This is a genomic window from Hyphomonas johnsonii MHS-2 (genome assembly GCF_000685275.1).
Classification (GTDB): Bacteria; Pseudomonadota; Alphaproteobacteria; order Caulobacterales; family Hyphomonadaceae; genus Hyphomonas; species Hyphomonas johnsonii.
The window spans coordinates 94,811-117,248 of record NZ_ARYK01000004.1 but is presented as its reverse complement, the minus strand read 5'-3'; the positions used below and the strand labels follow the sequence as shown (position 1 = coordinate 117,248).

Genomic DNA, 22,438 nt, shown 5'->3' with positions numbered 1-22,438 from the left:
CATGATCCGCCGCCTTGTCCTCGCGCTTGCAGCGCTCACCCTGGTCATGGCCGCCAGCGCGGCGGAACGGATCGACCGGTTCGATGTCACGCTCCATGTCGAGACCAACGGCGATATCGTCGTCACCGAGTCGATCGCCGTCACGTCCGAGGACAACCAGATCCAGCGCGGCATCTTCCGGGACCTGCCTCGCTATTACATGGACGGCGCCAACCGCCTGCCCTTCGACTACAAGATCCTGAGCGTCCAGCGCGACGGCGCCCCGGAACCCTATGAGGAAAGCGTCGTGGACAATGCCGTGCGCGTGCGCATCGGGTCTGCCAGCGTGTACCTGGAGAACGGCGCTCACCGCTATGACATTACCTACCGGGTGCGCAACCAGGTCCGCTATTTCGAGGATCATGACGAGGTCTACTGGAACGCCACCGGCAATTACTGGGCCTTCCCGATCGAGGAAGCGACGGCCACCGTGATCCTGCCGCCGGGCGGGCGGGTGACCGATTCGATCGCCTTTACCGGCGGCCAGGGTGAAACCGGCAGCGACTATTCCTACCGGCGTGAAGGGGACCAGCTGGTCTTCCGGACGACCCGCACGCTGGAGCGCGAAGAAGGGCTGTCCATCGTGGTCAGCCTGGCCAAGGGCCTGATCGATCCGCCGTCGAGCGCCGACAGGACCCGGCGCTGGTGGCAGCGCAACGGTTCGCTGGCGATCCTGCTCGTCTCGCTGCTGGGCGTGTTCACCTTCTACTGGCGCAGCTTCGATCGCGTCGGCCGGGACCCCGCGAAGGGGCCTGTCTTCCCGCGCTACGCACCGCCGGAAGGCTATTCCCCGGCCGCAGTACATCACATCTATTATCGCAGCGTTTCCGGCCACAAGGCGCTGATCGCGACGCTGATGAACCTGGCCGTCAAGGGGCAGATACGGATTGATGCCGGCAAGAAGAAAAAGGAAACACGGCTGGTTCGCGCCGACGCGGCCAGCACGCCGGGCCAGTTCACGGCCGAAGACCTGGCGCTGGAGCAGGGCGTGTTCGGCGGCCGGGACACGTTCACGCTGGGCGACAAGTACAACGCAGCCTTCACGGCCGCCTATGCCAGTTTCCGCACGGCGCTGGGCCGCAAGTATGGCCGCAAGTATTTCAGGTGGAATGCGCTCTATACGGTGGCCGCTGTGGCCCTGACGGGCGGGGCGATTGCCCTGGCCATCACGCAGGCGACCAACTGGTCCTGGTGGCATACCGGCGTGCTGCTGGCGCTGGCCGTGCTCAATGGCTGGTTCATGTATTTGATGCCGGCGCCGACCAGGCTCGGCCAGGATGTGCGCACCGAGATCGAAGGGTTCCGACTGTACATGGAGACGGCCGAGAAGCTGCAGCTGAACGCCGTCAAGGTGGGCAGCGAGGCGCCGCCGCCGATGACGACAGAGCGCTACGAGACCTTCCTGCCCTATGCCGTGGCGCTGGGTGTCGAGAAGCCGTGGACCAAGCATTTCGAACGGCTGATCCCGGATGAGGCAGCGGCCTACAACCCGGTCTGGACCAATATGGCGTCCGACGGATTCCGCGATGTCGGGCGGATGACCAGCGGCATGGTGGACAGCATGAGTTCGGGTGTCACGACGGCCCTGCCGCAGAGTTCCAGTTCGTCCGGATCGGGCGGCGGCGGCTTTTCCGGTGGTGGCGGCGGAGGCGGCGGCGGCGGCGGCTGGTAGCAATCAGGCGTTCGGGATCAGGCCCGACGCAGCCGGATCCCCGACGATCTGTTCCAGCGCGCGGCGCAGCTTGCCGAGGGCCTGGTGCTCGATCTGGCGGACGCGCTCCTTGGAAATCCCGAGTTCGTCGCCCAGCCGTTCCAGCGTGACGGTTTCCTCGCAGAGGCGGCGCTGGCGGATGATGTGCGTCTCACGCTCGTTCAGCGCCTTCAGCGCGTCGGCAATCCATTGCTTGCGGCGTGTATCGTCGCGGCGGGCCATGACCTGGTCTTCCGGGATAGCGGACGTGTCGACGATCAGGTCCTGCCATTCGCCATCCCCGTCGACCGACAGCGGCGCATTCAGAGAACGGTCGGCCGCTGACAGGCGCGACGCCATGTTTTCGACATCGCGCAGGGGCACGCCGAGATGGTCGGCGATCCAGGCCTTGTTGTCCCGCGTCATGACGCCGTCGCCGGTATCGTCGATCTGGGCGCGCAGGCGGCGCAGGTTGAAGAACAGGGATTTCTGGGCCGCCGTGGTGCCGGTGCGCACGATCGACCAGTTGCGCAGGACATAGTCCTGGATGGCCGCGCGGATCCACCAGCTGGCATAGGTCGAGAAGCGCACTTCGCGAGCCGGCTCGAACCGGCCAGCCGCCTGCATCAGGCCGACACAGCCCTCGGAAATGAGATCGGACATCGGCAGGCCATAATGGCGGAAGCGCGCCGCCATCGCGACGACGAGGCGCATATAGGCGGTTGTGAGTTCATGCAGGGCGGATTCGTCTTTGTCCTCGCGCCAGCGGCGGGCGAGGTCGAACTCGCGGTCCGGCTCCAGCATTGGCGTTTTCATCGCGGCCTTGACGAACCTGCGGTCGGCCGGACCATTGAAATCATAGGCACTTGCCATGTTGCCGGTCTCCTGAGCGAGGCAGGCGGGCGCCCGCCTGTGTGATGTTTCTACGTACTCAGGCCCCGAATTGGACCACTCGCGGCGTTAACATTTCGGTGAAGGGCATTGCGGCCGGCCCGGCGGCTTGACCGGCTGCGGGCGGCGGGCTTAGGGTTGCACAGGAACAATTCCAGAACGGAAAGCCCTGATCCCATGCCGGACGGTGATATACGCGCCCTCCCTGCCGACCTGCCACAGACCCGCGCGGGCGAGATTGCGCGCGGCACGCTGCGCCTGCTGGCGGGGCTCGGCTATTTCGGCGTGACGGAAATGACGCTGGCCAATAACCGGCGGGCCGACATTGCCGCGCTGGGGCCGGCTGGCGAAGTGGCGATGGTGGAGATCAAGTCGTCGGTCGCCGATTTCCGGTCGGATTCCAAATGGCCCGAATACATGCCCTTCTGCGACCGGTTCTACTTCGCCGTGGGCGAGGATTTCCCGCAGGCCCTGATCCCCGAAGAGGCGGGCCTGATCATTGCCGATGCCTTCGGCGCGGCGGTGATCCGCGAGGCACCGCTGGACAAGCTGGCCGGGGCGCGGCGCAAGGCGGTGACCCTGCGGCTGGCGCGGCTGGCAGCGGGACGATTGCAGGCAAGCCAGGATACGGGCTGGACGCCGGGGCCGCTGTCGCCTACCTGAGCGCGCTGATGAGCCAAGCCTATCCCCTCGCCGCAACGGTCAAGGACGCGCTGAAACCCGGCGTGAAAGCCGCCCGTACGCGCGCCGAGGCCGAGGAGCTGGCCGGAGCCCTGGTGGTCGAGTCGCTGCACACCGAATGGCTGAGCCTGAGCGATGCCGATGCGACCGAGCAGATGGCGGCCAATTCCGGCGGTGTCGCGCACGGCTTCCTGCAGCGCTACGAGGACGACAAGGGCGCGCCGGTGCTGGCGGTGACCTTCTGGCGGCTGGTGAAGGCGGCGAAGGCGAAGAAGCCGGCACCGGCAAAGGCCGCGAAACCGGCGCCAGAGGGCGACGACCATACGGACGACCTGTATTTCCGCTCGGGGCGGACGAAACCGTCGCGCAAGCGGTTTGTCGACCCGCGCCAGATGGACCTGTTCGAGACCCCGCCCGAGGCCTAGGCCTCGACGAGGCTCCAGCCCCCCTTGCCGGCCAGCTTGCGGACGATCAGGTAGAGCAGGAGCCCGACCGGGCCCAACATCAGCGTGAAGAACAGGCAGGGCACCAGCGCCAAGTGGGGCAAGCCGCGGCGCTGGGCGTCACGCGCCTGCCAGCTGCCGACGAAGAGATCGAACACGAGGTAGTGCGACCAGCCGACCAGGATGCCGAGCGGGTGGGAGAAGATCTGCGAGACGCCGGCGGCGCTGCCGAACCCGCCACCCTCTGCCCCCATGCCGAAGAACAGCGTCATCGACATGGTGACGACATAGAACAGGCCGAGCGCGAGCGGATAGAGACCGGAATGGACAATCGTCCTGGTGAGGCCGGCGCGCGGCAGGATGGCCAGCAGGAGCCAGGCCGGCAGCACGCTGAGATTGATCAGCGAAAACAGAGTCTCGTAAGTCATCATGTGCCTCCCCCTTTTTTGTTACCGTGACGTGGCGGCGACCGCAGCGCAAGCCTTTGCGCCTGCGCGTGCGGCGCCTGCGAGGGCGCTTGGGAGACGGACTGGATTGGCAGGGACTGGCCGACGGTCAGGTTTCGGGGGCGGGGCAGAGATAGCCGCATTCCCGGCGACACGCGGGACCGCTGGCCGGATGGGCAGCCCGATCCGCACGCGGCGCGAGCATGGCCCAGAGCGGGGCGACCGCGTCGCCCAGCGCAAGCGCGAGCCGGCGGGAGACCGGCGCACGAGCGGCCCCGGACGCCGCACACGGAGCGTCTTCCACAAAGCGGACATGGACATTGCCCCATTGATCGACAGCGATCAGCAGGCCGCGCCCGGTTTGCCGGCGCCAGCGCTCGATCACGTGCAACTGCCACCACAGCCACGGCCAGAACAGGACCATGACATGGGCATATAACGGAGCGTAGAGCGGGTTCATGCCCGCAAGTATAATCGGCTGGCGCAAGTGTGGGATACGATTGCGACGCGGCCTGTGGCGGCGGCGGGTTGCGGGCGATTGTCCGGGGGAGACGGGGCGCAGGGCCTTCAGAAAACGCCCATCGCGAGGCCGGCGCCGAGGGCCGTGCCGACATCGCGGCAGCGGGCAATGTCGCGGGGAGTGATGGTCTTCACCGCGAGGATGGCTTCCGGGGTCTGCGCATGCGTGCAGATGATGAGGGGCGGCTGGACTTCCTTCAGGCGCCAGCCGGTCGCGATGCGGCGCATCTGGCGGGCGGCATTCTCGCCGTCGGAACCGGCACAGACCATCTGGGCATAGGGTCGCCCCTCGATGCGCCCGAGCAGCGGGTAATAGCACCGGTCGAAGAATTCCTTCATCTCGCCGGACACGGCCGCGAGGTTTTCCGGGGCCGCGAAAAGATAGCCGTCGGCGGAGAAGACGTCGAAGGTTGTCGCTTCGTCAGCGCGCTTCAGGACGGTTTCGGTCTCGGCACGCGCCGCATCGGCAGCGGCTTCTGCCATTTGCAGGGTGCCGCCGGTGCGGGAATGCCAGACGATGAGGAGCTGCGCCATGCCCAGCCTCATAGGGGCAAATCCGTCCGCTTGCCAGCCGGGAGATGGCCTTGCCCGGTTCGCCCACCCTGGCCGCGAGCCCCGTCAAAATCCGGCACGGGCTTGACCTCGGGCTGGCCTGGCGTGGCAGAGTGCGGTTCGGAAACGGGCATTCACGCCCGGGGAGACGGCCATGACGATCAATGAAGCACAGGCGAGATTCTGGAACGGTCCGGCGGCCGAAGGCTGGGTGAAGGGGCAGGCCATGCTGGACGGCATGTTTGCCCCCGTTGCGGAGCGGATCGTCGAGACGGTGACGGAAGCCCCGGCCCGCAATGTGCTGGATGTCGGGTGCGGCACCGGCGCCACAACGCTGGCGATCTCGCGCGCGCTGGGCGACAGCGCCGCCTGCACGGGCCTCGACATATCAGAGCCCATGCTGGCGCTCGCCCGGGCCCGCGCGAAGGATGCAGGCGCGACAGCGCAGTTCATTCGCGCCGATGCCCAGACCCATGCCTTCGCGCCAGGGCAATACGACACGATCGTGTCGCGGTTCGGGATCATGTTCTTTGACGATCCGGTCGCCGCCTTCAGCAACCTGAGACGGGCCTGCGCAGCCGGCGGGCGCCTGCGCTGCATCGCCTGGCGCAGCATGGCGGACAATCCCTTCATGACGACGGCCGAGCGGGCGGCGGCCCCCCTGCTGCCGGACATGCCTGCCCGCGAGGAGGACGTGCCCGGGCAATTCGGGCTGGCGGATGCAGACCGCACCCGCCGCATCCTGGCTGACAGCGGATGGACCGGAATCGCATTCGTGCCTGTGGACTTTGCCTGCACCATGCCGGCGGCGGCGATTGACGGGTTCCTGATCCAGCGCGGGCCGGTCGGCGCGGCGCTGCAGGACGTGGATGACGCGACAAGGGCCCGCGTGATCGAAACCGCGCGGGCCGCCTTCGCGCCTTATGTGCACGGCGACGAGGTGCGCTTCAATGCAGCGTGCTGGATGATCCGCGCGCAGGCCTAGTCGAGCACGGCCTTGACCAGCGGGCCGTAGGGCGAATTGCCGAGCATGGCCAGCTGTTGCTGGGCCGACACCGCATTGATGGCTTCCTGCGGGCGGGACACCGGATGCACGGCGCGGCGCAGGGGGCGTGTGCCGGCGGGCATGGCGATGATCCCGGCAATGTTGCGCGGAATGTCCATCGGGTCGGTATCCCCGCCGCCGCCGCCGTTCTCGACGCCCATCTGGGCCGTCATGTTCGGATAGGCGGTCAGCAATTCTTCCGGCAGCCGGGCCTTGAGCGCGGCGGACAGGGCGACCTGGTTTTCCCAGATTTCGGTCGGATAGCCGCCGGGCTCGATGATCGTCACGTCGATGCCCTGCGTGACTGTCTCATAGGCGAGCTGTTCGCTGAGCGCCTCGAGGGCGAACTTGGTCGGTGAGTAGTGCGCGTAGCCCGGAACGATGACGCGGCCGAGCTGGGAGGCGATATTGAAGACCTGCCCGCTGCCGGCGGCGCGCATGGCGGGAAGCACCGCGCGGATCATGCGCTGGGGCCCGAAGACATTGGTGTCGAAGATCAGCTGCGTGGCAGCCATGTCCTGCACTTCGATCGGCCCGGCAAAGGCAATGCCCGCATTGTTGATGAGGACATCAATCGCGCCACCGGCGGCACTGAGCGCCTCGGCAACGCCAGCCTCGACCTGCTCGTCCGAGGTGACGTCGATTTCGATCACGGTGATATCGAGATTATCGCTGGCGGCGAGGGCCGTCAGTTCGTCGGCCTCCGGCCGCGGCAGGTTGCGCATGGTCGCGAACACTTTCGCGCCGAGGCGGGCATAATGTTCTGCACCAAGGCGGCCAAAGCCGGACGAGCAGCCGGTGATCAGGATGGACTTGCCGGTCAGGTCCGGCGCGGTGGTGCCGGTTTCGGCATGGGCCTGCGTTGCACCGGCGGCAAAGGCCGTCGCTGCCAGGCCGGCGCCCATCATCAGGTGACGGCGGTTGAGTTCCAGTTTGTTCGACATGAGGGGGCTCCGGTGTTTGTGGCAACGTAACAGCGCGTGACCCGCAGGTCACGCAGGGCGGACTATCGGCTTTGGCAGGTCAATCGTCGAAACCGACAAAGGTCGCGGCTTCATCGACCGATTTGCGGGTCGAGACGACGGCGTTGGCGGGAAAGCTGTCATCGGGCCAGCCCATGGCAACGCAGGTCTGGATGACCTGGTCGTCGGGAATGCCGGCATGTTCGCGCACGACCGGCGACTGCATGATGCCCTGCGAGTTGATCACGCAGCCGAGGCCCTTCGACCAGGCCGCATTGACGAGGCAGTTGACGACGCCGCCGCAATCGAACGGGGCGATGTCGCTGCCCTGGATCGCCTTGTCATAGGTGATGACGATGGAGACCGGCGCGTCGAACTGGCGGAAGCCGCGCAGCACCCAGTCCTGGCGCGCCTCCTTGTCGTGGCGCTCGATGCCCATGGCCTGGAACAGCTGGATGGCGATGCCGATCTGGCGTTCGCGGTGGACGCCGGCATAGTCGGGCCCCATGCGGAACTCGCGCGAGTGCGGCACACCGGCAAGGTTGCGTTCGACATTGCCCTTGCGGATACGGTCGAGCACGTCGCCGGCGACAACGTAGAAATTCCACGGCTGGGTGTTCAGCGACGTGGGCGCGCGCATGGCCAGTTCGAGGACGTCCCGGATCAGTGCCTTGGGAACGGGTTTCTTCTGGTAGCCGCGAATGCTGCGCCGGCCCATGACCACGTCTTCGAATTCCACGATTGCTTCTCCTTTTTCGCTGTTTTGCGGGTTTCCTAGCCGCCTTCCGGCCGGGTTCCAAACAGGTTCTGCCCTTTGCCGCACCTGCCTCATGGTCAAGGCTTGCCTTCGCTGGCGCATTGGGGCTGGGTCAGGGCATGGATATTGGCCCGCCGCGCAAGGACATGCCCCCGCCTGACGCCCCCGCGCCGGCCTACATGTCCGACCGTGACCTTTACATCCTGGCAGCCGCGACGGCCGTGGTGACGGCGAATGCCTATTACATCCACCCGATCATCTCGCTGGTGGCGAAACATTTCGGTGTCAGCGAATCGATGATCGGCCTGGTGCCGGCGCTCAACCAGATCGCGCTGGCGCTGGGCATCCTGCTGCTGCTGCCGCTGGGCGACTGGGTGAGCAACCGCAAGCTGGTCTCGATCTTCGTGGCGGCGCAGTTCCTGTCGATCGCCCTGATGACCTTTGCGCAGGACTATTGGCTGTTCGTGACCGGCTCGACGCTGCTCGGCTTCTTCACCATCGCGCCCTACCTGTTGCCGGCCTATGTGTCGAAGCGCGTGGCGCCGGGCGACCTGGGCCGGGCGACGGCCATCATCGCGACCGGCATCATTGCCGGCATCCTGGTGGCGCGCGCCGGGGCCGGCGTGATCGCGGAGCATTTCGGCTGGCGCGCGGTCTATTTCGCCGCCACGGGCCTGATGCTGGCGGTGAGCTTTGCCCTGCCCCTGATCCTGGAGAAGCGGCGGGAGGGCGCGGACGCACCGGCCGGACGCTCCTATGTCGGGCTGATCGCGTCAATCGTTCCGATCGTGCGCAATTATCCGGAAATCCTGCTGTCGGGCGCGATCCAGGCGCTGAGCTTCGGGATATTCCTGTCGATCTGGCTGGGCCTCGGCCTGCACCTGACCAGTCCCGAAATGGGCTATGGCGTCGACGTGGTCGGCTATCTCGCGATCTTTTCGATCATCAACCTGGTGACGACGCCGCGCCTTGGCGCGTGGGCCGACAAGGTGGGCCCGAAACGGGCGCGCCTGACAGTGGCGTCGACACAGCTGCTGGGCGTGACGCTGCTGTTCTTCTTCGGCAACAGCCTGTGGCTGTTGATGATCCCGATCGTGATCATGAATATCGGCGGGCCGCTGATCGACATCACCACGCGCATGACCTTCCTGAGCAAGGCGTCGGACATCCGCACGCGCCTGATGACGGTCTACATCGTGATCATGTTCCTCGGCGCCGGGGCGGCGAGCTGGGCAGGGACGACGGCCTATGACCTGGCCGGATGGCACGGCAATGCCGTGCTGGCACTGGGGATGGGGATATGCCTGTGGACGCTGTGCCTGGTCAGCCTGCGGGTGAAGGATGGTGGGCGGGTGGCGTGACGGCGCTGGCGGACCGGTTGCTGGCGGTTGCCACCGAGGCGGTCGACGCAGGCGCGCGGCTCATCTTCATTGCCGGGCCGCAGGGTGTCGGCAAATCGACCGCGATGACCACGCTGACGGCCGCCATCCCGGGATCCGTCGCCCTGGCGCTGGATGACTTTTACCTCACACGCACTGAGCGGGAGGCGCTTGCCCGCGACGTGCATCCCCTGTTCGCCACGCGCGGGCCGCCGGGCACGCATGACATGACCCTGCTGACGGACACGCTGGCGCGCCTGATGGCGGCCGGGCCGGGTGACAGCACGCGCATACCCGCCTTTGACAAGCGCGCCGATGACAGGCGGGCGCCGGCGGACTGGACCGTGGTGCGGGGCGCGCCGCGCGTGATCTTCGTGGAGGGCTGGCTATTGGGCGTGGCGGCAGACCCGGCAGCGGCTGGAGCGCCGCCGCTCAACGCGGTGGAGGCGGAAGATCCGGACGGCACATGGCGGGCTTATCAGGAGGCTGAGCTGGCCGGGCCCTATGCGCGCCTCTGGGACATGGCGGATGCGTTCATCTATCTCGACGCACCCGGCTTTGCGACGGTGCATGACTGGCGGATGGAACAGGAAGAAACCACACGGGGCCTCGCGCCCGGCACGCTGGACGCGGCGAGGCGCGACTGGGTCGCCGATTTCATCCTGCATTACCAGCGGCTGACCGAGCGCCTGCTGGCCGGACACAGACGGCCCGGCACAGCGATTGCCGTGGACCGGTTACGGCGGCCGGTGTGAAGGGCGGGCCTAGACCCGTGCCTTGACGGCGGCGGCGACAGCGTCTGCCGTGATGCCGAAATGCTTGAAAAGCTCCTTGGCCGGGGCGCTGGCACCGAAGCCGGTCATGCCGACAAAGCCGCCATCATGGCCGATCCAGCGGTCCCAGCCGAAGCGGACGCCAGCCTCGACCGCCACGCGCGGCACGTCGCCGCCGAGGGTGGCCTGCTGGTATTTCGCGTCCTGCGCCTCGAACAGTTCCATGCAGGGCATCGAGACGACGCGGGTTTTCACGCCGTCCTTTGCCAGCTGGTCCTGCGCGGCGAGGGCGACCTCGACTTCAGACCCGGTGGCGATGATGACCGCCTGGGCCTTGCCCTTGCAGTCTGACAGGACATAGCCACCCTTGGCGCAGAGGTTTTCGTCCGTATGCGTGGTGCGGGCCGGTTTCACGCCCTGGCGGGTGAGCGCCATGACGGCGGGGCCGTCTTCATTCTCGAGCGCGAGTTCCCAGCATTCGGCCGTTTCGACACCGTCGGCCGGGCGGAAGACATGCATGTTCGGCATGGCCCGCAGGCTGGCGACCTGTTCGACCGGCTGGTGGGTGGGGCCATCTTCGCCGAGGCCGATGGAATCATGGGTCATCACATGGATGACGCGCGTGCCCATCAGGGCGCCGATGCGGATCGCGGCGCGGCTGTAGTCTGCGAACACAAGGAAGGTGCCCGAATAGGGAATGATCCCGCCGTGCAGGGCCATGCCGTTCATGGCGGCCGCCATCGCATGTTCGCGCACGCCGTAATGGATGTAGCGTCCGCCCCAGCTGGTGGGGGTGAGGGCCGTTGTGTGCGAGGTCTGGGTATTGTTCGAACCCGTGAGGTCTGCCGAGCCGCCGACCATTTCCGGGACGAGGCCGGTGATCACTTCCAGCGCGGCGCCGCTCCACTGACGGGTTGCCTTGGTCTCGCCGCCAGCGGCGACGGCCTGCTTGTGCTTGATGATCGCCTTGCCGAGGTTTTTCGGCAGGCTGCCGGCGATCGCCGCATTGAACTCGCCCTTTTGCGGGGAGGCGGCCAGGCGCTTCTTCCAGGCATCATGGTCGGGCTTGCCGCGCGTGCCGGCCTTGGCCCAGGCGTCCTCGATGGCGGCGGGCACTTCGAAGGGCTCGTGCGGCCAGCCGATATTCTCGCGGATGCCGGCGATTTCCTCGGGGCCATAGGGGCCGCCATGCGCCTTGCCGGTGCCGGCGAGCTTTGGCGCGCCATAACCGATGATCGTCTTCACGGCGAGGAAGGTGGGCTTCTTCTGGTTCTGGGCCCATTTGAGCGCAGACGCGATGTCTTTCTCGTCATGGCCGTCGACCTTGCGGGTGGCCCAGCCGGAGGCTTCGAAACGGGCGCATTGGGCAGTATTGTCGGACAGGCCGATATTGCCGTCGATGGTGACCTGGTTGTCATCGAAGAGGACGATCAGGCGGTTGAGCTTGAGGTGGCCGGCAAGCGTGATGGCCTCCTGGCTGATGCCCTCCATGAGACAGCCGTCGCCGGCGATGACATAGGTCTTGTGGTTGACGAGGTCGTCACCGAAGCGGGCATTCAGGTGGCGTTCGGCGATTGCCATGCCGACAGCGGTGGCAATGCCCTGGCCGAGCGGGCCGGTCGTGGTCTCGACACCGGCGGTGACGAAATTCTCCGGGTGGCCGGGCGTGTTGGCACCCAGCTGGCGGAAATTGCGGATATCGTCGCGGCTGACGGACTTGTAACCGGTCAGGTGGAGCAGCGAATAGATCAGCATCGAACCGTGGCCGGCCGACAGGACGAAACGGTCACGGTCTGGCCAGGCCGGATTTGCCGGGTCGTATTTCAGGAATTTACGGAAGAGAACTGTCGCGGCATCCGCCATTCCAAGCGGCAGGCCGACATGGCCGGACTTGGCCGCCTCAACCGCATCCATCGACAGGGCACGCACGGCATTCGCCATATCCCGGTTCGTCACAGCCATTCTGCTATCTCCAAAAATCTTCAATCGTCGTAGGCCAGACTCCCGAAGCGACGTCAAGCCGCTTGGCGGATCGAACCAATGCCGTTAGTTCATTGGGGAAATGACTGAACTTGATCCATCTGCTGCCCGGCTTGATGCCGCCCTGAAGCGCCTTGAAGGGGCGCTGGACTCGCTGATGTCGCGGACAGGCGACCCGGCGGTGACGCGCGCCGAGATGGCCGCCCTGGTCGAGGACCGTGCCCGGATGGCCGAAGAACTCGATGCTTCACTCGCCCGCGAGGAGGAATTGCAGGCCCTGGCAGACGAAGCCAGCGCGGCCCTTGGCGCGGCGATTGACGAGGTGCGCGCGGCGCTGGGGCAGGACGAAACGGCGGCGGCACCCGCCCCTGTGGTGGAAGCGGATTTGCAGGACGAGCCGGAATAGATGGCAAAAGCGGATATCACCCTGCGCGGCCGCGCCTATTCCATCGCCTGCGCGCCAGGGCAGGAAACCCGTATCCAGTTGCTGGCAGAACAGCTGAATTCACGGGTCAACCAGATTGCCGGGGCGGTTGGCGATATTGGCGAGGAACGCCTGTTGCTGATCGCGGCACTGGCCCTGCTCGACGAGCTGGATGCGTCGCGGCGCGCCGTGCCGGGGACGGCTGAACTGGAACGCAAGGTCGCGTCAGTGATTTCCGAGGCAGCCGACCGGATCGAGGCGCTCGCCGCGCGTGTCGAGGCCGGACACTAGCGGGTGGCGCGACCCTTTGCGCATGGCGTCGCCAGCGTGCTAGGCCCATAAGGGGGCCAAACCAGCCGGAAAGGCAGACATTCCATGCAAGGCTTCCTCTCCATCGCATTCTATCTCGCCCTGGCCGCGCTTCTCGTGGTGCTGGGACTTGGCGTCGCCAATCTTGCGCGGACGGATGCCAAGCAGGCCAGCCGGTCGAACCAGCTTATGCGCCTGCGCATTTTCGTGCAGGCCATCGCCATCCTGATCCTGGTCGTGATCGGCATCCTGGCCGGCGCCATCAAGATCGGCTTCTAGGGGGCCTTCATGGTCAAGATCGACAAGATTTACACAAAGGCCGGCGACACCGGCAAGACCCGCCTGTCAACCGGCGAGCCGGTGGACAAGTGGCATCCGCGTGTCGCCGCCTATGGCACGGTGGACGAAGTGAATGCGGCGCTCGGCGTCGCGGCACTGCATGCCGGGGGCGACATGCTGGCGGCGCTGCGCCGGGTGCAGAACGACCTGTTCGACCTTGGCGCAGACCTGGCGACGCCCGACCGGGGCAAGAAGCTGGAATGGACACCGCTCCGCATTGTCGAGTCACAGGTGAAACGCCTCGAGACCGAGATCGACACGATGAACGCGAATATCGCACCGCTGGACAGTTTCATCCTGCCGGGCGGCAGCCCGCTGGCGGCGCAGCTGCATGTCGCCCGCACCCTGTGCCGGCGGGCTGAACGGCAGATCGCCGAACTGTTCGCCGCGCCCGACGAGACGCTGAGCCCCGAGGCGCTGGCCTATGCCAACCGCCTGTCGGACTGGCTGTTCGTCGCCGGGCGGGTGGCCAACAATAACGGAATTGATGACATCAAATGGGTGCCCGGCGCGAATAGGTAGGACGGCCCCCGCGGCCCGTCGGCCAACACGTCCGCTTTCGGTGATGACGACGGCATGCAGAACAAGGGACATATACATGATCAAGGCAATACTGGCATCGGTGAGTGCGGGCATGGTCCTGCTGGCCTGCGCGCACACCCCGGACATCGCAGGCGATGTGTCGCCCATCGACACCGCGAACATGTCCGAAACCGCCAGGACGCTGGCCTCCGATGCCTTCCTGGGCCGCGCGCCCGGAACCGAGGGGGAAACCAAAACAGTCGATTACCTGATCAAGCGTTTCACGGACCTCGGCCTCGAACCCGGCGGGCGCGATGGCGCGTGGACGGATCCGGTGACGCTCAACCATTCGGTCATCACCGAAGCGCGCACACTGAACGTCAGCCAGGCCGGCACCACGATCGAGATGGAACAGGGCCGCGATATCGACATCAGTTCCGCAAACCCGCGCGCTGTCATCACGGTGGACGACGCCCCGGTCGTGTTCGTTGGCTTCGGCGTCAGCGCACCGGAACGGCAATGGGATGATTTCGGCGATGTGGACCTGACGGGCAAGGTCGCCCTGTTCCTGGTCAACGACCCGGACTTCGGTGTCGCGGAGGATCACCCTGTCAGCGGCGTGTTCGGTGGCCGGCGGATGACGTATTACGGTCGCTGGGCGTACAAGTTCGAGGAAGCGGCCCGCCGCGGCGCCGTTGCCGCGCTTGTCATCCATGAAACGAAGGCGGCCGGCTATGGCTGGAATGTCGCCGCCTCGGCGCCGGGTGAAAACTATGCCGTCGCCGGAAAGGGCTCCGCGAAAGCATCGGTCGACCTGCAGGGCTGGTTGCACGAAGACATGGCCAGGCAATGGGTCGAACAGGCCGGCTATGATCTCGACGCCCTGCGGACGGCGGCGCGGCAACGCGATTTCACGGCCTTCACCTTGGGCGACCTCCGCTTCAACGCGGACCTGGCGCTGTCGGTCGAGACCGTCGAAAGCCAGAATGTCCTCGGCAAGATCACCGGCAAGGCACGCCCCGATGAGACCATCATGCTGTCAGGCCACTGGGATGCCTATGGCGTCGGCGAGCCCGATGCCACGGGCCGGACCATCCGGCCGGGCGCCAATGATGACGCACTGGGGCTGGCCGGGATCATGGAAATCGCCCGCAACCTGAAAGCCGGGCCTGGCCTGGACCGCACGGTCGTCTTTGCCGCCTGGACGGCAGAGGAGAGCGGCTTGCTGGGCTCTGAGGCCTATGCGCAGGACCCGATCTATCCGCTGGAAACAACCGTCGCCAACCTGACGCTGGACATCCTGCAGACAGCCGGCCTCGCCCGTGACGTGATCCAGGTCGGAGAGGGGCAAAGCGAACTGGAAGAGATGCTGGCGGAAACCGCTGGCGCGCAGGGCCGGGTCATCTCGCCGGAAGGCCTGCCGGAAAACGGCCTGTTCTTTCGCGCCGACCATTTCTCGCTCGCCCGGCGCGGGGTTCCGGTTCTCCTGATCATGGGGATTGCCGGTGGCTCTGACCTGGTGGACGGCGGCCGCGAGGCAGGAGACGCCTGGGTCAAGGACTATATCGACAACCGCTATCACAACCAGAACGACGTCTGGGATGCCGATTGGGACCTGCGCGGCGCCGCGCAGGATGTCGAACTGTTCCTGGACATGACCCGGCAGCTCGGCAATTCGACAGCATGGCCGGAATTGAAGGCGACGTCCGAATTCAAGGGATTGCGGGATGCGAGTGCCGCCTCACGGCAGTGACGGCACCGCAGGAGACAGTCGAAGCGCATGATCGCATGCAAGCCGACGTGGCGTGCGGGGGTCATTTGCTTGATGCGGTCGCCGACAGCGCGTGAATGATTGGACAATCCGGCGATTCACCGTCTTCGCAGTCCAAAACGATCGCATTCAACGTCTTTTGCAGGCGCTTCAGGTCCGCGATTTTCGTCTTGATCGTTTCCAGGTGCGACATGGTGATCGCCTGAACCTCTCCACACGAGGGCGGTTCATCGTTCAGGCCAAGCAAGGAACGCACGGCCGTAATCGGAAATCCGAGATCACGACTGCGTTTGATAAACGCCAACCTATCCTGATGGTCCGGGCTGTAGACACGCTGTCCGCCCTCCGTGCGAGGCGGGTCCGGCATCAGCCCGATTTTCTCGTAGTACCGTATCGTTTCGACCTTGACGCCGGTCGCCGAACTCAATCGCCCGATTGTGATGTCTGTCATGCTTGCACCTATAGTGACTACAGGTTTTAGCATGTTTTCATGACCAGCGAAACCAAACCAGCCGGACCACCGAATCCGAAGACCAGATGGCTGGCACGCGGCGGCGTCTTCGCGAGCCTGCTGTCATTGATCGGCGCATCCTGCTGTGTCCTGCCCATTGTTCTCGTGAACATTGGCGTGAGCACGGCCCTCGTATCCAGGCTGGCGGTACTGGCGCGCTACCAGAGCTGGTTTCAGTGGGGCGCCGTCGCACTGTTGGTCGCCGCCACAATCATCACGTTTCGACGCGGTCGTCCGCAGCCACGCACACTGGTTTGGCTCGGCATCGGCATCGTCTTGGTCACTGCAGCACATATGCTGCCGCTCTATGAAGGGGAGATGTTACGTTGGCTGAATCCGAGATAGACGGTTCGTTTGTTGCCGCCTCCACACTCACCTGCCCTGAGTGCGGGCATCGTTCGAAGGAGGCCATGCCAACGAACGCCTGCCAGTATTTCTATGACTGCAAAGGGTGCGGCGCCCTACTCAAGCCAAAACCCGGGGACTGTTGCGTCTACTGTTCATTTGGCGACGTGGCATGCCCATCCATTCAGCTGGGAGACGATTGCCGCGGCTAGAGACGCTGTGCTTTCAGTCGCCCAGCGCGATATCCTGCGCGGCATGGGCTCTCAGTTGTCGACGCCATTCACACGGTTGCCGGCGGGGTCGCGGAAGTCGAAGCGGCGAAGTTCCCAGGCTTCCCTGACAGGCCTGTACACCACTTTTGCACCCGTCGCCCGAACGGCCGCCACGGTGGCGTCCAGATCGTCCACGCCGATCGAGATGCCGGGCAGTTCCGTGCCAGGGCCGTCATCACCCTACTTCCGCATCGCCTCGCGTGTGTCGGCCATCAGGGCGAACAACTCCATGACGGGAGTGACCATGCCGTCGGCGCGATACTCCCGGTAGAGACTGTCGACATTGACGGCGATGCGTTCGGCGTCGCCCCAGGCAGCATAGTCGCCGAGGGCAATATCGTGCACGGCATCGCGGACGCTGAGACCGGCATCGAAGCGCTTGCGGGCTTCGGCATCAACGAATTTGAGATAGGCGGCGACGCGCTGCACGCCTGCCTTGTCCGTGATCGGACCATGTCCCGGCACGATGACGTCGACATCCATCTCGCAAATCCGGTCACAGGCGTGGATCCAGTTGGCGACGGGGCCGGCCCACATCAGCGGCGTGCCGTCGATGAAGAGAATGTCGCCTGTGAACACGGCGCGGTCGCCCGGCACATGCACGATGACGTCGCCGCCGGTATGGGCCGGGCCGACTTCGATCAGCTCCACCGCCTTGTCGCCGACCCGAATGTCGAGCTGGCCGGAAAAGGTGCGCGTCGGCAGGCGTTCGTCGACGGCGTCGAAATCGAAGGGCGCGAAAATGTCGGCGAAATAGGCCCCGGCAGGTCCGAGCTGGGCGCCGGCCTTCTTCAGCTGGGCCAGCATGGCGGGCGGCACTTCGGCCATTTCCCGATAGCTCGTCTCGGACGCGATGATCTCGGCCTGCGGGCAGCAGCCATTGCCGTGACAATGGTCGCCATTGGCATGCGTGTTGACGATGGTGGCGATGTCGCGGGGTTTCAGGCCGGTGGCGTCCTGCATGGCAGCCAGCATGTCGGCAGTCAGGTTCATGTCGAACAGGGTGTCGACAAGCAGCGACTCGTCGCCGTCGGTGATCAGGCCGGCATTCGACCAGCCCCAGCCGCCGTCCGGCTGCAGCCAGGCATAGAGGCGGTTGCCGATATCCTTCAGGCCATGCGTGAATTCCCAGCGCTCAGCCATGATTGCCAATCTCCCATCCCTTCGCAGTGAGATGCGACAGCGCAAAGTCCAGCGGGCCGTCTTCGAGCGTGGTGGCCAAGGTGTCGTTCCAGCGGTTGAGGAAACCGAACAGCGCGATCACACCGACGATGCCGACAATTTCGTCTTCATTGAAATGCTGCTTCAAAGCCTCGAAATGCGCATCCGTGGTTTCGTTCGGCACACTTCCGGCGGCCTGTGCGAGGGATAGCGCCGCCCGTTCGGCAGGCGTGAACAGGGCGCTGGTTTCATAGTCCCAGAGCGCCGCGATCTTGTCTGCAGGCACCATCTGGCGCTCGGCGCCATGTGCCGTATGGGCCTGGCAATAGCGGCACCCGGACGCCTGGCTCGTCACATTGGCGATCATCTGGACCAGGTCGCGCGGAATGGCACTGCCCGGCCCCATGATGGCACCGGCAAGCGCCGCAAAGCCCTGCAGCATGGCAGGCTGGCGGGCCATCACTTTCATCGAGTTCGGAACAAAACCCATGGCGGCTTCCGCCATCGACAATATCGGCGCAACCGATGCCAAGGCCTCCTCGGAGGCGGGGGTGATCCTGCGCATTGGCGTCTCCCGTTTTCCCCATCAAGGCAGGGAACGGGTGATAGTTCAAGTTAGAACCGTTCGAGCAGGCGGCGCAGGTATTCGCGCTCTTCCTCGTCGTCGGCATCATTGTAGCGCCGGCGCAGTTCGTCGAGAATGTCCTTGGCGCGCTGGCGTTCGCCGGCGTCCGGAATGTTGACATTGTCGCCATTGTTTCCGCCGCCATTGGCGTTGCGGCCGAGCGGATCGGTCGAGTCGCCGGCGCTGCGGTCTCCGGTGCGCGCCTCGCGCATGGCATCAAGTGTGCTGGCGAGGCTGCTCGACTGGTCGGAGAGAAGCTGCGTCGCGCGTTCCTGCTCGCGTGCGGCGGCGCGCTCGTTGCCCTGTTCGAGTGCACCCTGGGCGCGGCGCTGGGCGTCGCGGATATCTGCCAGCGCATCGGAATCGACATGGCCTTCAAGCGCATTCTCGCCGGGCACGCCGGTCTCGCCGAGGCCCTGTTCGCGCGCGAACTTCTCGACCAGTTCGCCAAGGCGGGCCTGGCGCTCGGCCAGTGTCTCGTTCGATGGCCGCGAGCCCGGGCCGGTGCCGGCCTGGTCCGTGTCGGCCTGATCGCCCTCGCCTGCGCCGGCGCCGGGCGTGTCTCCGGGCTGCGAACCATTGCCGGCCTGCTGGTCGCCGCCTGGTTCCGCCCCGCCCGGCTGTTGACCGGGCTGGGTGCCGGCCTGCTCGCCCGGTTCGGCGCCTTCACCCGGCTGTTCGCTGCCCTGTGAGGGGCGTTCGCCGCGCTCCTGGGCCAGCGTGTCATCGTTCAGCTCGCGCTGTTCGCGCAGGATGTCGGACAGGCGCTTCATTGCATCGGTGAGTTCCTGTTCCTCCGGCGGCAGGGGTTCGTCTTCATTGTCGGCATTCTGGCCCGGCATGCCGGGCATGCCCTTGCCGGAGCCGCTGCCTTTCTGGAATTCGAGGTTCTGCAGCATGTTGGTGATGTCAGAGAGCAACTGGCGCGCCTGGTCGGTGGCGCCGGTCTCGGTCAGGTCCTGCAGGGCCTGCAGCATGTCCTCGAAATCCTGCCCGCCAAGGTTCGGCCCGCCGGCAGCGGCCTGGCCATCCTCGTTCGAGGGCGGCGCGTCGAGCCCGTTGGCCATTGCTTCGGCCATCTTGGCGGCGAGGTAATTGTTGGCCGCATCCCGGAACGCTTCCATGCGCCGCTTGATTTCTTCTTCCGAGGCGCCGTCGCGCAGCGCCTGTTCCAGCGCGCGGCGGGCCGCTTCCAGGCGGCGCAGCGCATCAGCGGAGCTGCCATATTCCGACTTGAGCGCGAGCGCCCAGAGCAGCGGATCAATGGCGTCCGCCTCGGCTTTCGATCCCGCCGCCCTGAGGATGCCCTCAGCCGTGCGGAAGGTGAGGAAGGCGGCGATGTCCGGCATGTAGCGCTCGCCGTGGAGGGTGACCGCATCGAGCATCAGGGCGGCCTTCTGGACATCAGGCGGGGCCGTTGCGAGCCGGTTGGCGGCGTTGGTGTTGAGCGCGTCCTGCTGCAGGGCCTGTTCGTTGGTCGGCTGCTCGGCATATTCGCGGGGTTCGCGCAGGACCGTGACGCGCACTTCCTGGGCGACCCGGGCAACCGGCTCGAGGAACAGCTTTTCCGGCAGGATGAAGGGCACGGTCTCGCTGGTGCCCTCCTGGCCTGCGCCATCGGTGGCGATCAGGCGGACATTGACCGGCAGGCCGGCCCAGCGGTGGCGCGTCAGGTCAAGCTGGACCGTGTCAGCCCCTTCCGTCGGCGTGACACCGGGCAGCGGCACGGAGACACGATCTTCAGCGGCCGGCGCGGCGGGGTTCGGTTCGCGCAGGGAAATCGCCAGTTCCAGCGTCTTGACGCCGTAATCGTCCGTGGCGCCCCAGGTGAACTCGATCCGGTCCTGCGTGCCGATCGAGGGTATCGCGACGAATCGCGCGGTTGGCGGGTCATCCGGCGAGGCGAGCAGTTTCCAGGCCGCCCGCTCACCCCACCAGTCGACCGAGAGACGGGTATCTTCCATGACCTTCGCCTTGGCCTCGTAGGCACCGTCGGGTGTCGCGACAAAGGCCTGGCTGTGGCGCTTTTTCCCCTTGAGGACGAGACGCGGCGCGGACGGCGCTTCGGTGCGCAGCGTCACTTCCGACCCTTTCGGTACGCGCACGCCTTCGAGGCCCGGCTTGAGGAAGATCGGTGCCCGGCCGGTATGTTCGGGTGGCGTGATCCAGGCCTCGACGACCATGTCATCGGCGCCGACAAGGGCGCCATAATCAGGCGACAGGGCGCGCAGGACACGGCCCGGCGCCTGGCTGGACGCGAGCACCGCGAAAGCAACGACGGCAAGGGGAAGAATGGCGCGGAGCAGGAAGGGGTCGAGCGCCTTCCAGGCTGCGGAAAGCGATGGCGGGCGCAGATTTTTCAATTCCGCCATCAGGCGGGCGCGGTGGGAGGCCCACAGGCGCTGGGCGCCGCGTGTCGGATCGGCCGGACGGTCGGCAAGCGAAGTCAGTGGACGCAGGTCCGACTGGCGGTCGAGGCGCTCCGACGCTTCCGCGCGGGTCGGCGGGCGGTAGCGGCGCAGGCCGCGGAAGAGAAGGATTGCAGAGCCGACGAAGACAACCAGCGTCATCACGGCGCCGATGGCCGGCTCGACCCGGTCGAAAAGGCCGACCAGCGCGGCGGACAGGAACAGGCAGACAAAGACGAACAGGGGCCAGAAAGCCTGCCCCAGGGCGAGCAGGGTCAGATTCCGCCATGTCGCGGAAACCCGGGCGTTGACCGCCTTCATTCCGTCTGCGTCAGCCAATCGGGAACCTTTTCCAACTCTACCATCTCGTCGAATGTCGGCCGTCTGCGCACGACAGCGAACGTTTCGCCGCTGACCAGGACTTCCGGCACCAGCGGCCTTGCATTGTAAGCCGAAGACAGCACGGCGCCATAGGCCCCGGCTGACATGAACGCGACGCGGTCGCCGGACGCGATCTCCGGCAGGTCGCGCCCGACGGCGAACTTGTCGGTGGATTCACAGATCGGCCCGACCACGTCATAGCGCTTGTTGGGGGTCGATTCCGACGGTTCCCGGAGCGGCAGGATGTCGTGGTGGGCATCGTACAGCGCCGGGCGCATCAGGTCGTTCATGCCGGCATCGAGGATCAGGAATGTCCGGTCCGGCGCGGGCTTTTCGAACAGCGCGGTGGCAAGCAGCACGCCGGCATTGCCCGCGATCACGCGGCCAGGCTCGAGGATGACCTGGACGCCGAGACCGTCCATGACCTCCGCGATCATGCCGGCATAGGCCGAAGGCGGGGCCGGGGCGTCACCGGCCTTGTAGGGAATGCCGAGACCGCCGCCGACGTCGATACGGGTGATCTTGTGGCCGGCCGTGCGCAGGCGCTGGGCGAGGCCGACAATTTTCTCAAATGCCGCCCGCATCGGCACGAGATCACCGATCTGGCTGCCGATATGGACGTCGACACCGACGACCGCGATGCCGGGCAGGCGCGCGGCTTCGGCGTAAAGGTCTTCCGCCTCGCTCCACGGGATACCGAACTTGTCACCCTTCTTGCCGGTGGAAATGTTCGGATGCCCGCCGGCGGCAACGTCCGGATTGACCCGCAGGGCAATCGGCGCGGTCTTGCCGAGGCGTTCGGCCACGCCGGACAGGAGGCGCAATTCGCCGGCACTTTCGACGTTGAACTGGTGGATGCCGGTTTCGAGGGCCAGCTGCATTTCCGGCGCCGTCTTGCCGACCCCGGAAAACACGATCCGGCCTGCCGGGATGCCTGCCCTCAGGGCGCGCTGCAATTCCCCGCCGCTGACCACGTCCGCACCGCAGCCCTCGCGGGCAAGGGTCGACAGGACGGCGAGGTTGCCATTGGCCTTGACCGAATAGGCGATCAGGCAGTCCTGGCCCTGGAAGGCCTCGGCCAGCACGCGGGCATGGCGCACGAGCGTCGCCGAGGAATAGACATAGCAGGGCGTGCCCACAGCGTCAGCGATGGTGTCGAGCGGGACGTTCTCGCAATGAAGCTGGCCGTCGAGATAATTGAAATGGTGCATCC

26 protein-coding genes are annotated in these 22,438 nt (G+C 66.0%); 13 read left to right on the top strand and 13 right to left on the bottom strand.

Annotated features, from left to right (window positions below; all coding sequences use genetic code 11):
* Position 1 precedes the first annotated feature (1 nt).
* Positions 2 to 1,711, top strand: a complete 1,710-nt coding sequence (locus HJO_RS09170) for a DUF2207 domain-containing protein (protein ID WP_035616400.1) — start codon at positions 2 to 4, stop codon at positions 1,709 to 1,711.
* Positions 1,712 to 1,714: 3 nt separating this feature from the next.
* Here the strand turns inward: HJO_RS09170 and HJO_RS09165 are convergent, their stop codons facing one another.
* Complete coding sequence (locus HJO_RS09165) at positions 1,715 to 2,602, bottom strand: RNA polymerase factor sigma-32 (protein WP_035616399.1); 888 nt, start codon at positions 2,600 to 2,602, stop codon at positions 1,715 to 1,717.
* A 195-nt stretch (positions 2,603 to 2,797) separates the two neighbouring features.
* Here HJO_RS09165 and HJO_RS09160 point away from each other — a divergent pair, with 195 nt between their 5' ends.
* Together HJO_RS09160 and HJO_RS09155 are read left to right on the top strand one after the other, a co-directional pair.
* Positions 2,798 to 3,283, top strand: a complete 486-nt coding sequence (locus HJO_RS09160) for an MmcB family DNA repair protein (protein WP_035616397.1) — start codon at positions 2,798 to 2,800, stop codon at positions 3,281 to 3,283.
* 8 nt (positions 3,284 to 3,291) lie between these two features.
* Positions 3,292 to 3,726, top strand: a complete 435-nt coding sequence (locus HJO_RS09155) for a hypothetical protein (protein WP_035616395.1) — start codon at positions 3,292 to 3,294, stop codon at positions 3,724 to 3,726.
* Here HJO_RS09155 and HJO_RS09150 read toward each other — a convergent pair.
* The 3 genes from HJO_RS09150 to HJO_RS09140 form a co-directional block, all read right to left on the bottom strand.
* Complete coding sequence (locus tag HJO_RS09150; protein ID WP_241764707.1) at positions 3,723 to 4,175, bottom strand: ABA4-like family protein; 453 nt, start codon at positions 4,173 to 4,175, stop codon at positions 3,723 to 3,725. The two genes, HJO_RS09155 and HJO_RS09150, sit on opposite strands and share 4 nt — an antisense overlap.
* A gap of 124 nt (positions 4,176 to 4,299) precedes the next feature.
* Positions 4,300 to 4,677 (bottom strand): hypothetical protein, encoded by a 378-nt coding sequence (locus HJO_RS09145; protein ID WP_156945540.1) that lies wholly within the window; start codon positions 4,675 to 4,677, stop codon positions 4,300 to 4,302.
* Between the two features lie 80 nt (positions 4,678 to 4,757).
* On the bottom strand, positions 4,758 to 5,243 hold the full coding sequence (locus HJO_RS09140; RefSeq protein ID WP_035616392.1) for a flavodoxin family protein: 486 nt from the start codon (positions 5,241 to 5,243) through the stop codon (positions 4,758 to 4,760).
* A gap of 172 nt (positions 5,244 to 5,415) precedes the next feature.
* On the opposite strand from HJO_RS09140, the gene HJO_RS09135 reads away from it, so the two are divergent.
* On the top strand, positions 5,416 to 6,246 hold the full coding sequence (locus tag HJO_RS09135; protein ID WP_035616389.1) for a class I SAM-dependent methyltransferase: 831 nt from the start codon (positions 5,416 to 5,418) through the stop codon (positions 6,244 to 6,246).
* Here the strand turns inward: HJO_RS09135 and HJO_RS09130 are convergent.
* Positions 6,243 to 7,250 (bottom strand): SDR family oxidoreductase, encoded by a 1,008-nt coding sequence (locus tag HJO_RS09130; protein ID WP_035616386.1) that lies wholly within the window; start codon positions 7,248 to 7,250, stop codon positions 6,243 to 6,245. The genes HJO_RS09135 and HJO_RS09130 overlap by 4 nt on opposite strands.
* Before the next feature lie 79 nt (positions 7,251 to 7,329).
* Positions 7,330 to 8,007: a nitroreductase gene (locus HJO_RS09125; RefSeq protein ID WP_035616385.1), complete on the bottom strand. Its 678-nt coding sequence runs from the start codon at positions 8,005 to 8,007 to the stop codon at positions 7,330 to 7,332.
* Positions 8,008 to 8,144: 137 nt separating this feature from the next.
* Between HJO_RS09125 and HJO_RS09120 the strand changes: the two genes are divergently transcribed.
* Both HJO_RS09120 and HJO_RS09115 read left to right on the top strand, forming a co-directional pair.
* A complete protein-coding gene (locus HJO_RS09120) occupies positions 8,145 to 9,386 on the top strand; it encodes an MFS transporter (protein WP_241764706.1) in 1,242 nt (413 codons plus the stop codon).
* Positions 9,383 to 10,159 carry a hypothetical protein gene (locus HJO_RS09115; RefSeq protein ID WP_035616733.1) on the top strand — a complete coding sequence of 259 codons (777 nt, stop codon included), beginning with the start codon at positions 9,383 to 9,385 and terminating at the stop codon, positions 10,157 to 10,159. The genes HJO_RS09120 and HJO_RS09115 overlap by 4 nt, the downstream gene beginning before the upstream one ends.
* 9 nt (positions 10,160 to 10,168) lie before the next feature.
* On the opposite strand, the gene tkt is transcribed toward HJO_RS09115, so the two are convergent.
* Positions 10,169 to 12,139, bottom strand: a complete 1,971-nt coding sequence (tkt, locus tag HJO_RS09110) for a transketolase (protein ID WP_035616384.1) — start codon at positions 12,137 to 12,139, stop codon at positions 10,169 to 10,171.
* Between the two features lie 100 nt (positions 12,140 to 12,239).
* On the opposite strand from tkt, the gene HJO_RS09105 reads away from it, so the two are divergent.
* From HJO_RS09105 to HJO_RS09085, 5 genes are all read left to right on the top strand, one after another.
* A complete protein-coding gene (locus HJO_RS09105; RefSeq protein ID WP_051618453.1) occupies positions 12,240 to 12,563 on the top strand; it encodes a DUF4164 family protein in 324 nt (107 codons plus the stop codon).
* Entirely contained in the window at positions 12,564 to 12,872 is a 309-nt protein-coding gene (locus HJO_RS09100; RefSeq protein WP_035616383.1) for a cell division protein ZapA, read from the top strand. It abuts the gene before it with no gap.
* Between the two features lie 84 nt (positions 12,873 to 12,956).
* Positions 12,957 to 13,169 carry an HIG1 domain-containing protein gene (locus HJO_RS09095; RefSeq protein ID WP_035616381.1) on the top strand — a complete coding sequence of 71 codons (213 nt, stop codon included), beginning with the start codon at positions 12,957 to 12,959 and terminating at the stop codon, positions 13,167 to 13,169.
* Between the two features lie 9 nt (positions 13,170 to 13,178).
* Positions 13,179 to 13,751, top strand: a complete 573-nt coding sequence (locus HJO_RS09090; RefSeq protein ID WP_035616378.1) for a cob(I)yrinic acid a,c-diamide adenosyltransferase — start codon at positions 13,179 to 13,181, stop codon at positions 13,749 to 13,751.
* A gap of 76 nt (positions 13,752 to 13,827) precedes the next feature.
* Positions 13,828 to 15,504, top strand: a complete 1,677-nt coding sequence (locus HJO_RS09085) for a M20/M25/M40 family metallo-hydrolase (RefSeq protein ID WP_035616376.1) — start codon at positions 13,828 to 13,830, stop codon at positions 15,502 to 15,504.
* A gap of 61 nt (positions 15,505 to 15,565) precedes the next feature.
* Here HJO_RS09085 and HJO_RS09080 read toward each other — a convergent pair whose 3' ends face one another.
* Positions 15,566 to 16,006 (bottom strand): MerR family transcriptional regulator, encoded by a 441-nt coding sequence (locus tag HJO_RS09080; protein ID WP_241764705.1) that lies wholly within the window; start codon positions 16,004 to 16,006, stop codon positions 15,566 to 15,568.
* A gap of 6 nt (positions 16,007 to 16,012) precedes the next feature.
* On the opposite strand from HJO_RS09080, the gene HJO_RS09075 reads away from it, so the two are divergent.
* Both HJO_RS09075 and HJO_RS18820 read left to right on the top strand, forming a co-directional pair.
* A complete protein-coding gene (locus HJO_RS09075; RefSeq protein ID WP_035616371.1) occupies positions 16,013 to 16,378 on the top strand; it encodes a hypothetical protein in 366 nt (121 codons plus the stop codon).
* Positions 16,360 to 16,590: a GDCCVxC domain-containing (seleno)protein gene (locus HJO_RS18820; protein WP_084141881.1), complete on the top strand. Its 231-nt coding sequence runs from the start codon at positions 16,360 to 16,362 to the stop codon at positions 16,588 to 16,590. Before HJO_RS09075 ends, HJO_RS18820 begins: the two co-directional genes overlap by 19 nt.
* Before the next feature lie 51 nt (positions 16,591 to 16,641).
* On the opposite strand, the gene HJO_RS18400 is transcribed toward HJO_RS18820, so the two are convergent.
* From HJO_RS18400 to lysA, 5 genes are read right to left on the bottom strand one after another with little or no spacing between them, the layout of a single operon-like run.
* Positions 16,642 to 16,785, bottom strand: a complete 144-nt coding sequence (locus tag HJO_RS18400) for a VOC family protein (protein ID WP_206741834.1) — start codon at positions 16,783 to 16,785, stop codon at positions 16,642 to 16,644.
* Between the two features lie 45 nt (positions 16,786 to 16,830).
* Complete coding sequence (locus HJO_RS09065) at positions 16,831 to 17,793, bottom strand: MBL fold metallo-hydrolase (RefSeq protein ID WP_051618452.1); 963 nt, start codon at positions 17,791 to 17,793, stop codon at positions 16,831 to 16,833.
* Positions 17,786 to 18,376 (bottom strand): carboxymuconolactone decarboxylase family protein, encoded by a 591-nt coding sequence (locus tag HJO_RS09060; protein ID WP_035616369.1) that lies wholly within the window; start codon positions 18,374 to 18,376, stop codon positions 17,786 to 17,788. Before HJO_RS09060 ends, HJO_RS09065 begins: the two co-directional genes overlap by 8 nt.
* Before the next feature lie 50 nt (positions 18,377 to 18,426).
* Positions 18,427 to 21,183, bottom strand: coding sequence for a DUF4175 domain-containing protein (locus HJO_RS09055; RefSeq protein WP_156945536.1), 2,757 nt, complete (start codon positions 21,181 to 21,183; stop codon positions 18,427 to 18,429).
* Complete coding sequence (gene lysA, locus HJO_RS09050) at positions 21,162 to 22,436, bottom strand: diaminopimelate decarboxylase (RefSeq protein ID WP_035616363.1); 1,275 nt, start codon at positions 22,434 to 22,436, stop codon at positions 21,162 to 21,164. The genes HJO_RS09055 and lysA overlap by 22 nt, the downstream gene beginning before the upstream one ends.
* Positions 22,437 to 22,438 lie beyond the last annotated feature (2 nt).

What these genes read in the sequence shown, in the direction of transcription:
- HJO_RS09170 (WP_035616400.1), top strand. Translation starts at nt 2, where the DNA reads ATGATCCGCCGCCTTGTCCTCGCGCTTGCAGCGCTCACCCTGGTCATG.
- HJO_RS09165 (WP_035616399.1), bottom strand. Translation starts at nt 2,602, where the DNA reads ATGGCAAGTGCCTATGATTTCAATGGTCCGGCCGACCGCAGGTTCGTC.
- HJO_RS09160 (WP_035616397.1), top strand. Translation starts at nt 2,798, where the DNA reads ATGCCGGACGGTGATATACGCGCCCTCCCTGCCGACCTGCCACAGACC.
- HJO_RS09155 (WP_035616395.1), top strand. Translation starts at nt 3,292, where the DNA reads ATGAGCCAAGCCTATCCCCTCGCCGCAACGGTCAAGGACGCGCTGAAA.
- HJO_RS09150 (WP_241764707.1), bottom strand. Translation starts at nt 4,175, where the DNA reads ATGATGACTTACGAGACTCTGTTTTCGCTGATCAATCTCAGCGTGCTG.
- HJO_RS09140 (WP_035616392.1), bottom strand. Translation starts at nt 5,243, where the DNA reads ATGGCGCAGCTCCTCATCGTCTGGCATTCCCGCACCGGCGGCACCCTG.
- HJO_RS09135 (WP_035616389.1), top strand. Translation starts at nt 5,416, where the DNA reads ATGACGATCAATGAAGCACAGGCGAGATTCTGGAACGGTCCGGCGGCC.
- HJO_RS09130 (WP_035616386.1), bottom strand. Translation starts at nt 7,250, where the DNA reads ATGTCGAACAAACTGGAACTCAACCGCCGTCACCTGATGATGGGCGCC.
- HJO_RS09120 (WP_241764706.1), top strand. Translation starts at nt 8,145, where the DNA reads ATGGATATTGGCCCGCCGCGCAAGGACATGCCCCCGCCTGACGCCCCC.
- tkt (WP_035616384.1), bottom strand. Translation starts at nt 12,139, where the DNA reads ATGGCTGTGACGAACCGGGATATGGCGAATGCCGTGCGTGCCCTGTCG.
- HJO_RS09105 (WP_051618453.1), top strand. Translation starts at nt 12,240, where the DNA reads ATGACTGAACTTGATCCATCTGCTGCCCGGCTTGATGCCGCCCTGAAG.
- HJO_RS09100 (WP_035616383.1), top strand. Translation starts at nt 12,564, where the DNA reads ATGGCAAAAGCGGATATCACCCTGCGCGGCCGCGCCTATTCCATCGCC.
- HJO_RS09095 (WP_035616381.1), top strand. Translation starts at nt 12,957, where the DNA reads ATGCAAGGCTTCCTCTCCATCGCATTCTATCTCGCCCTGGCCGCGCTT.
- HJO_RS09090 (WP_035616378.1), top strand. Translation starts at nt 13,179, where the DNA reads ATGGTCAAGATCGACAAGATTTACACAAAGGCCGGCGACACCGGCAAG.
- HJO_RS09085 (WP_035616376.1), top strand. Translation starts at nt 13,828, where the DNA reads ATGATCAAGGCAATACTGGCATCGGTGAGTGCGGGCATGGTCCTGCTG.
- HJO_RS09080 (WP_241764705.1), bottom strand. Translation starts at nt 16,006, where the DNA reads ATGCTAAAACCTGTAGTCACTATAGGTGCAAGCATGACAGACATCACA.
- HJO_RS09075 (WP_035616371.1), top strand. Translation starts at nt 16,013, where the DNA reads ATGACCAGCGAAACCAAACCAGCCGGACCACCGAATCCGAAGACCAGA.
- HJO_RS09065 (WP_051618452.1), bottom strand. Translation starts at nt 17,793, where the DNA reads ATGGCTGAGCGCTGGGAATTCACGCATGGCCTGAAGGATATCGGCAAC.
- HJO_RS09060 (WP_035616369.1), bottom strand. Translation starts at nt 18,376, where the DNA reads ATGCGCAGGATCACCCCCGCCTCCGAGGAGGCCTTGGCATCGGTTGCG.
- lysA (WP_035616363.1), bottom strand. Translation starts at nt 22,436, where the DNA reads ATGCACCATTTCAATTATCTCGACGGCCAGCTTCATTGCGAGAACGTC.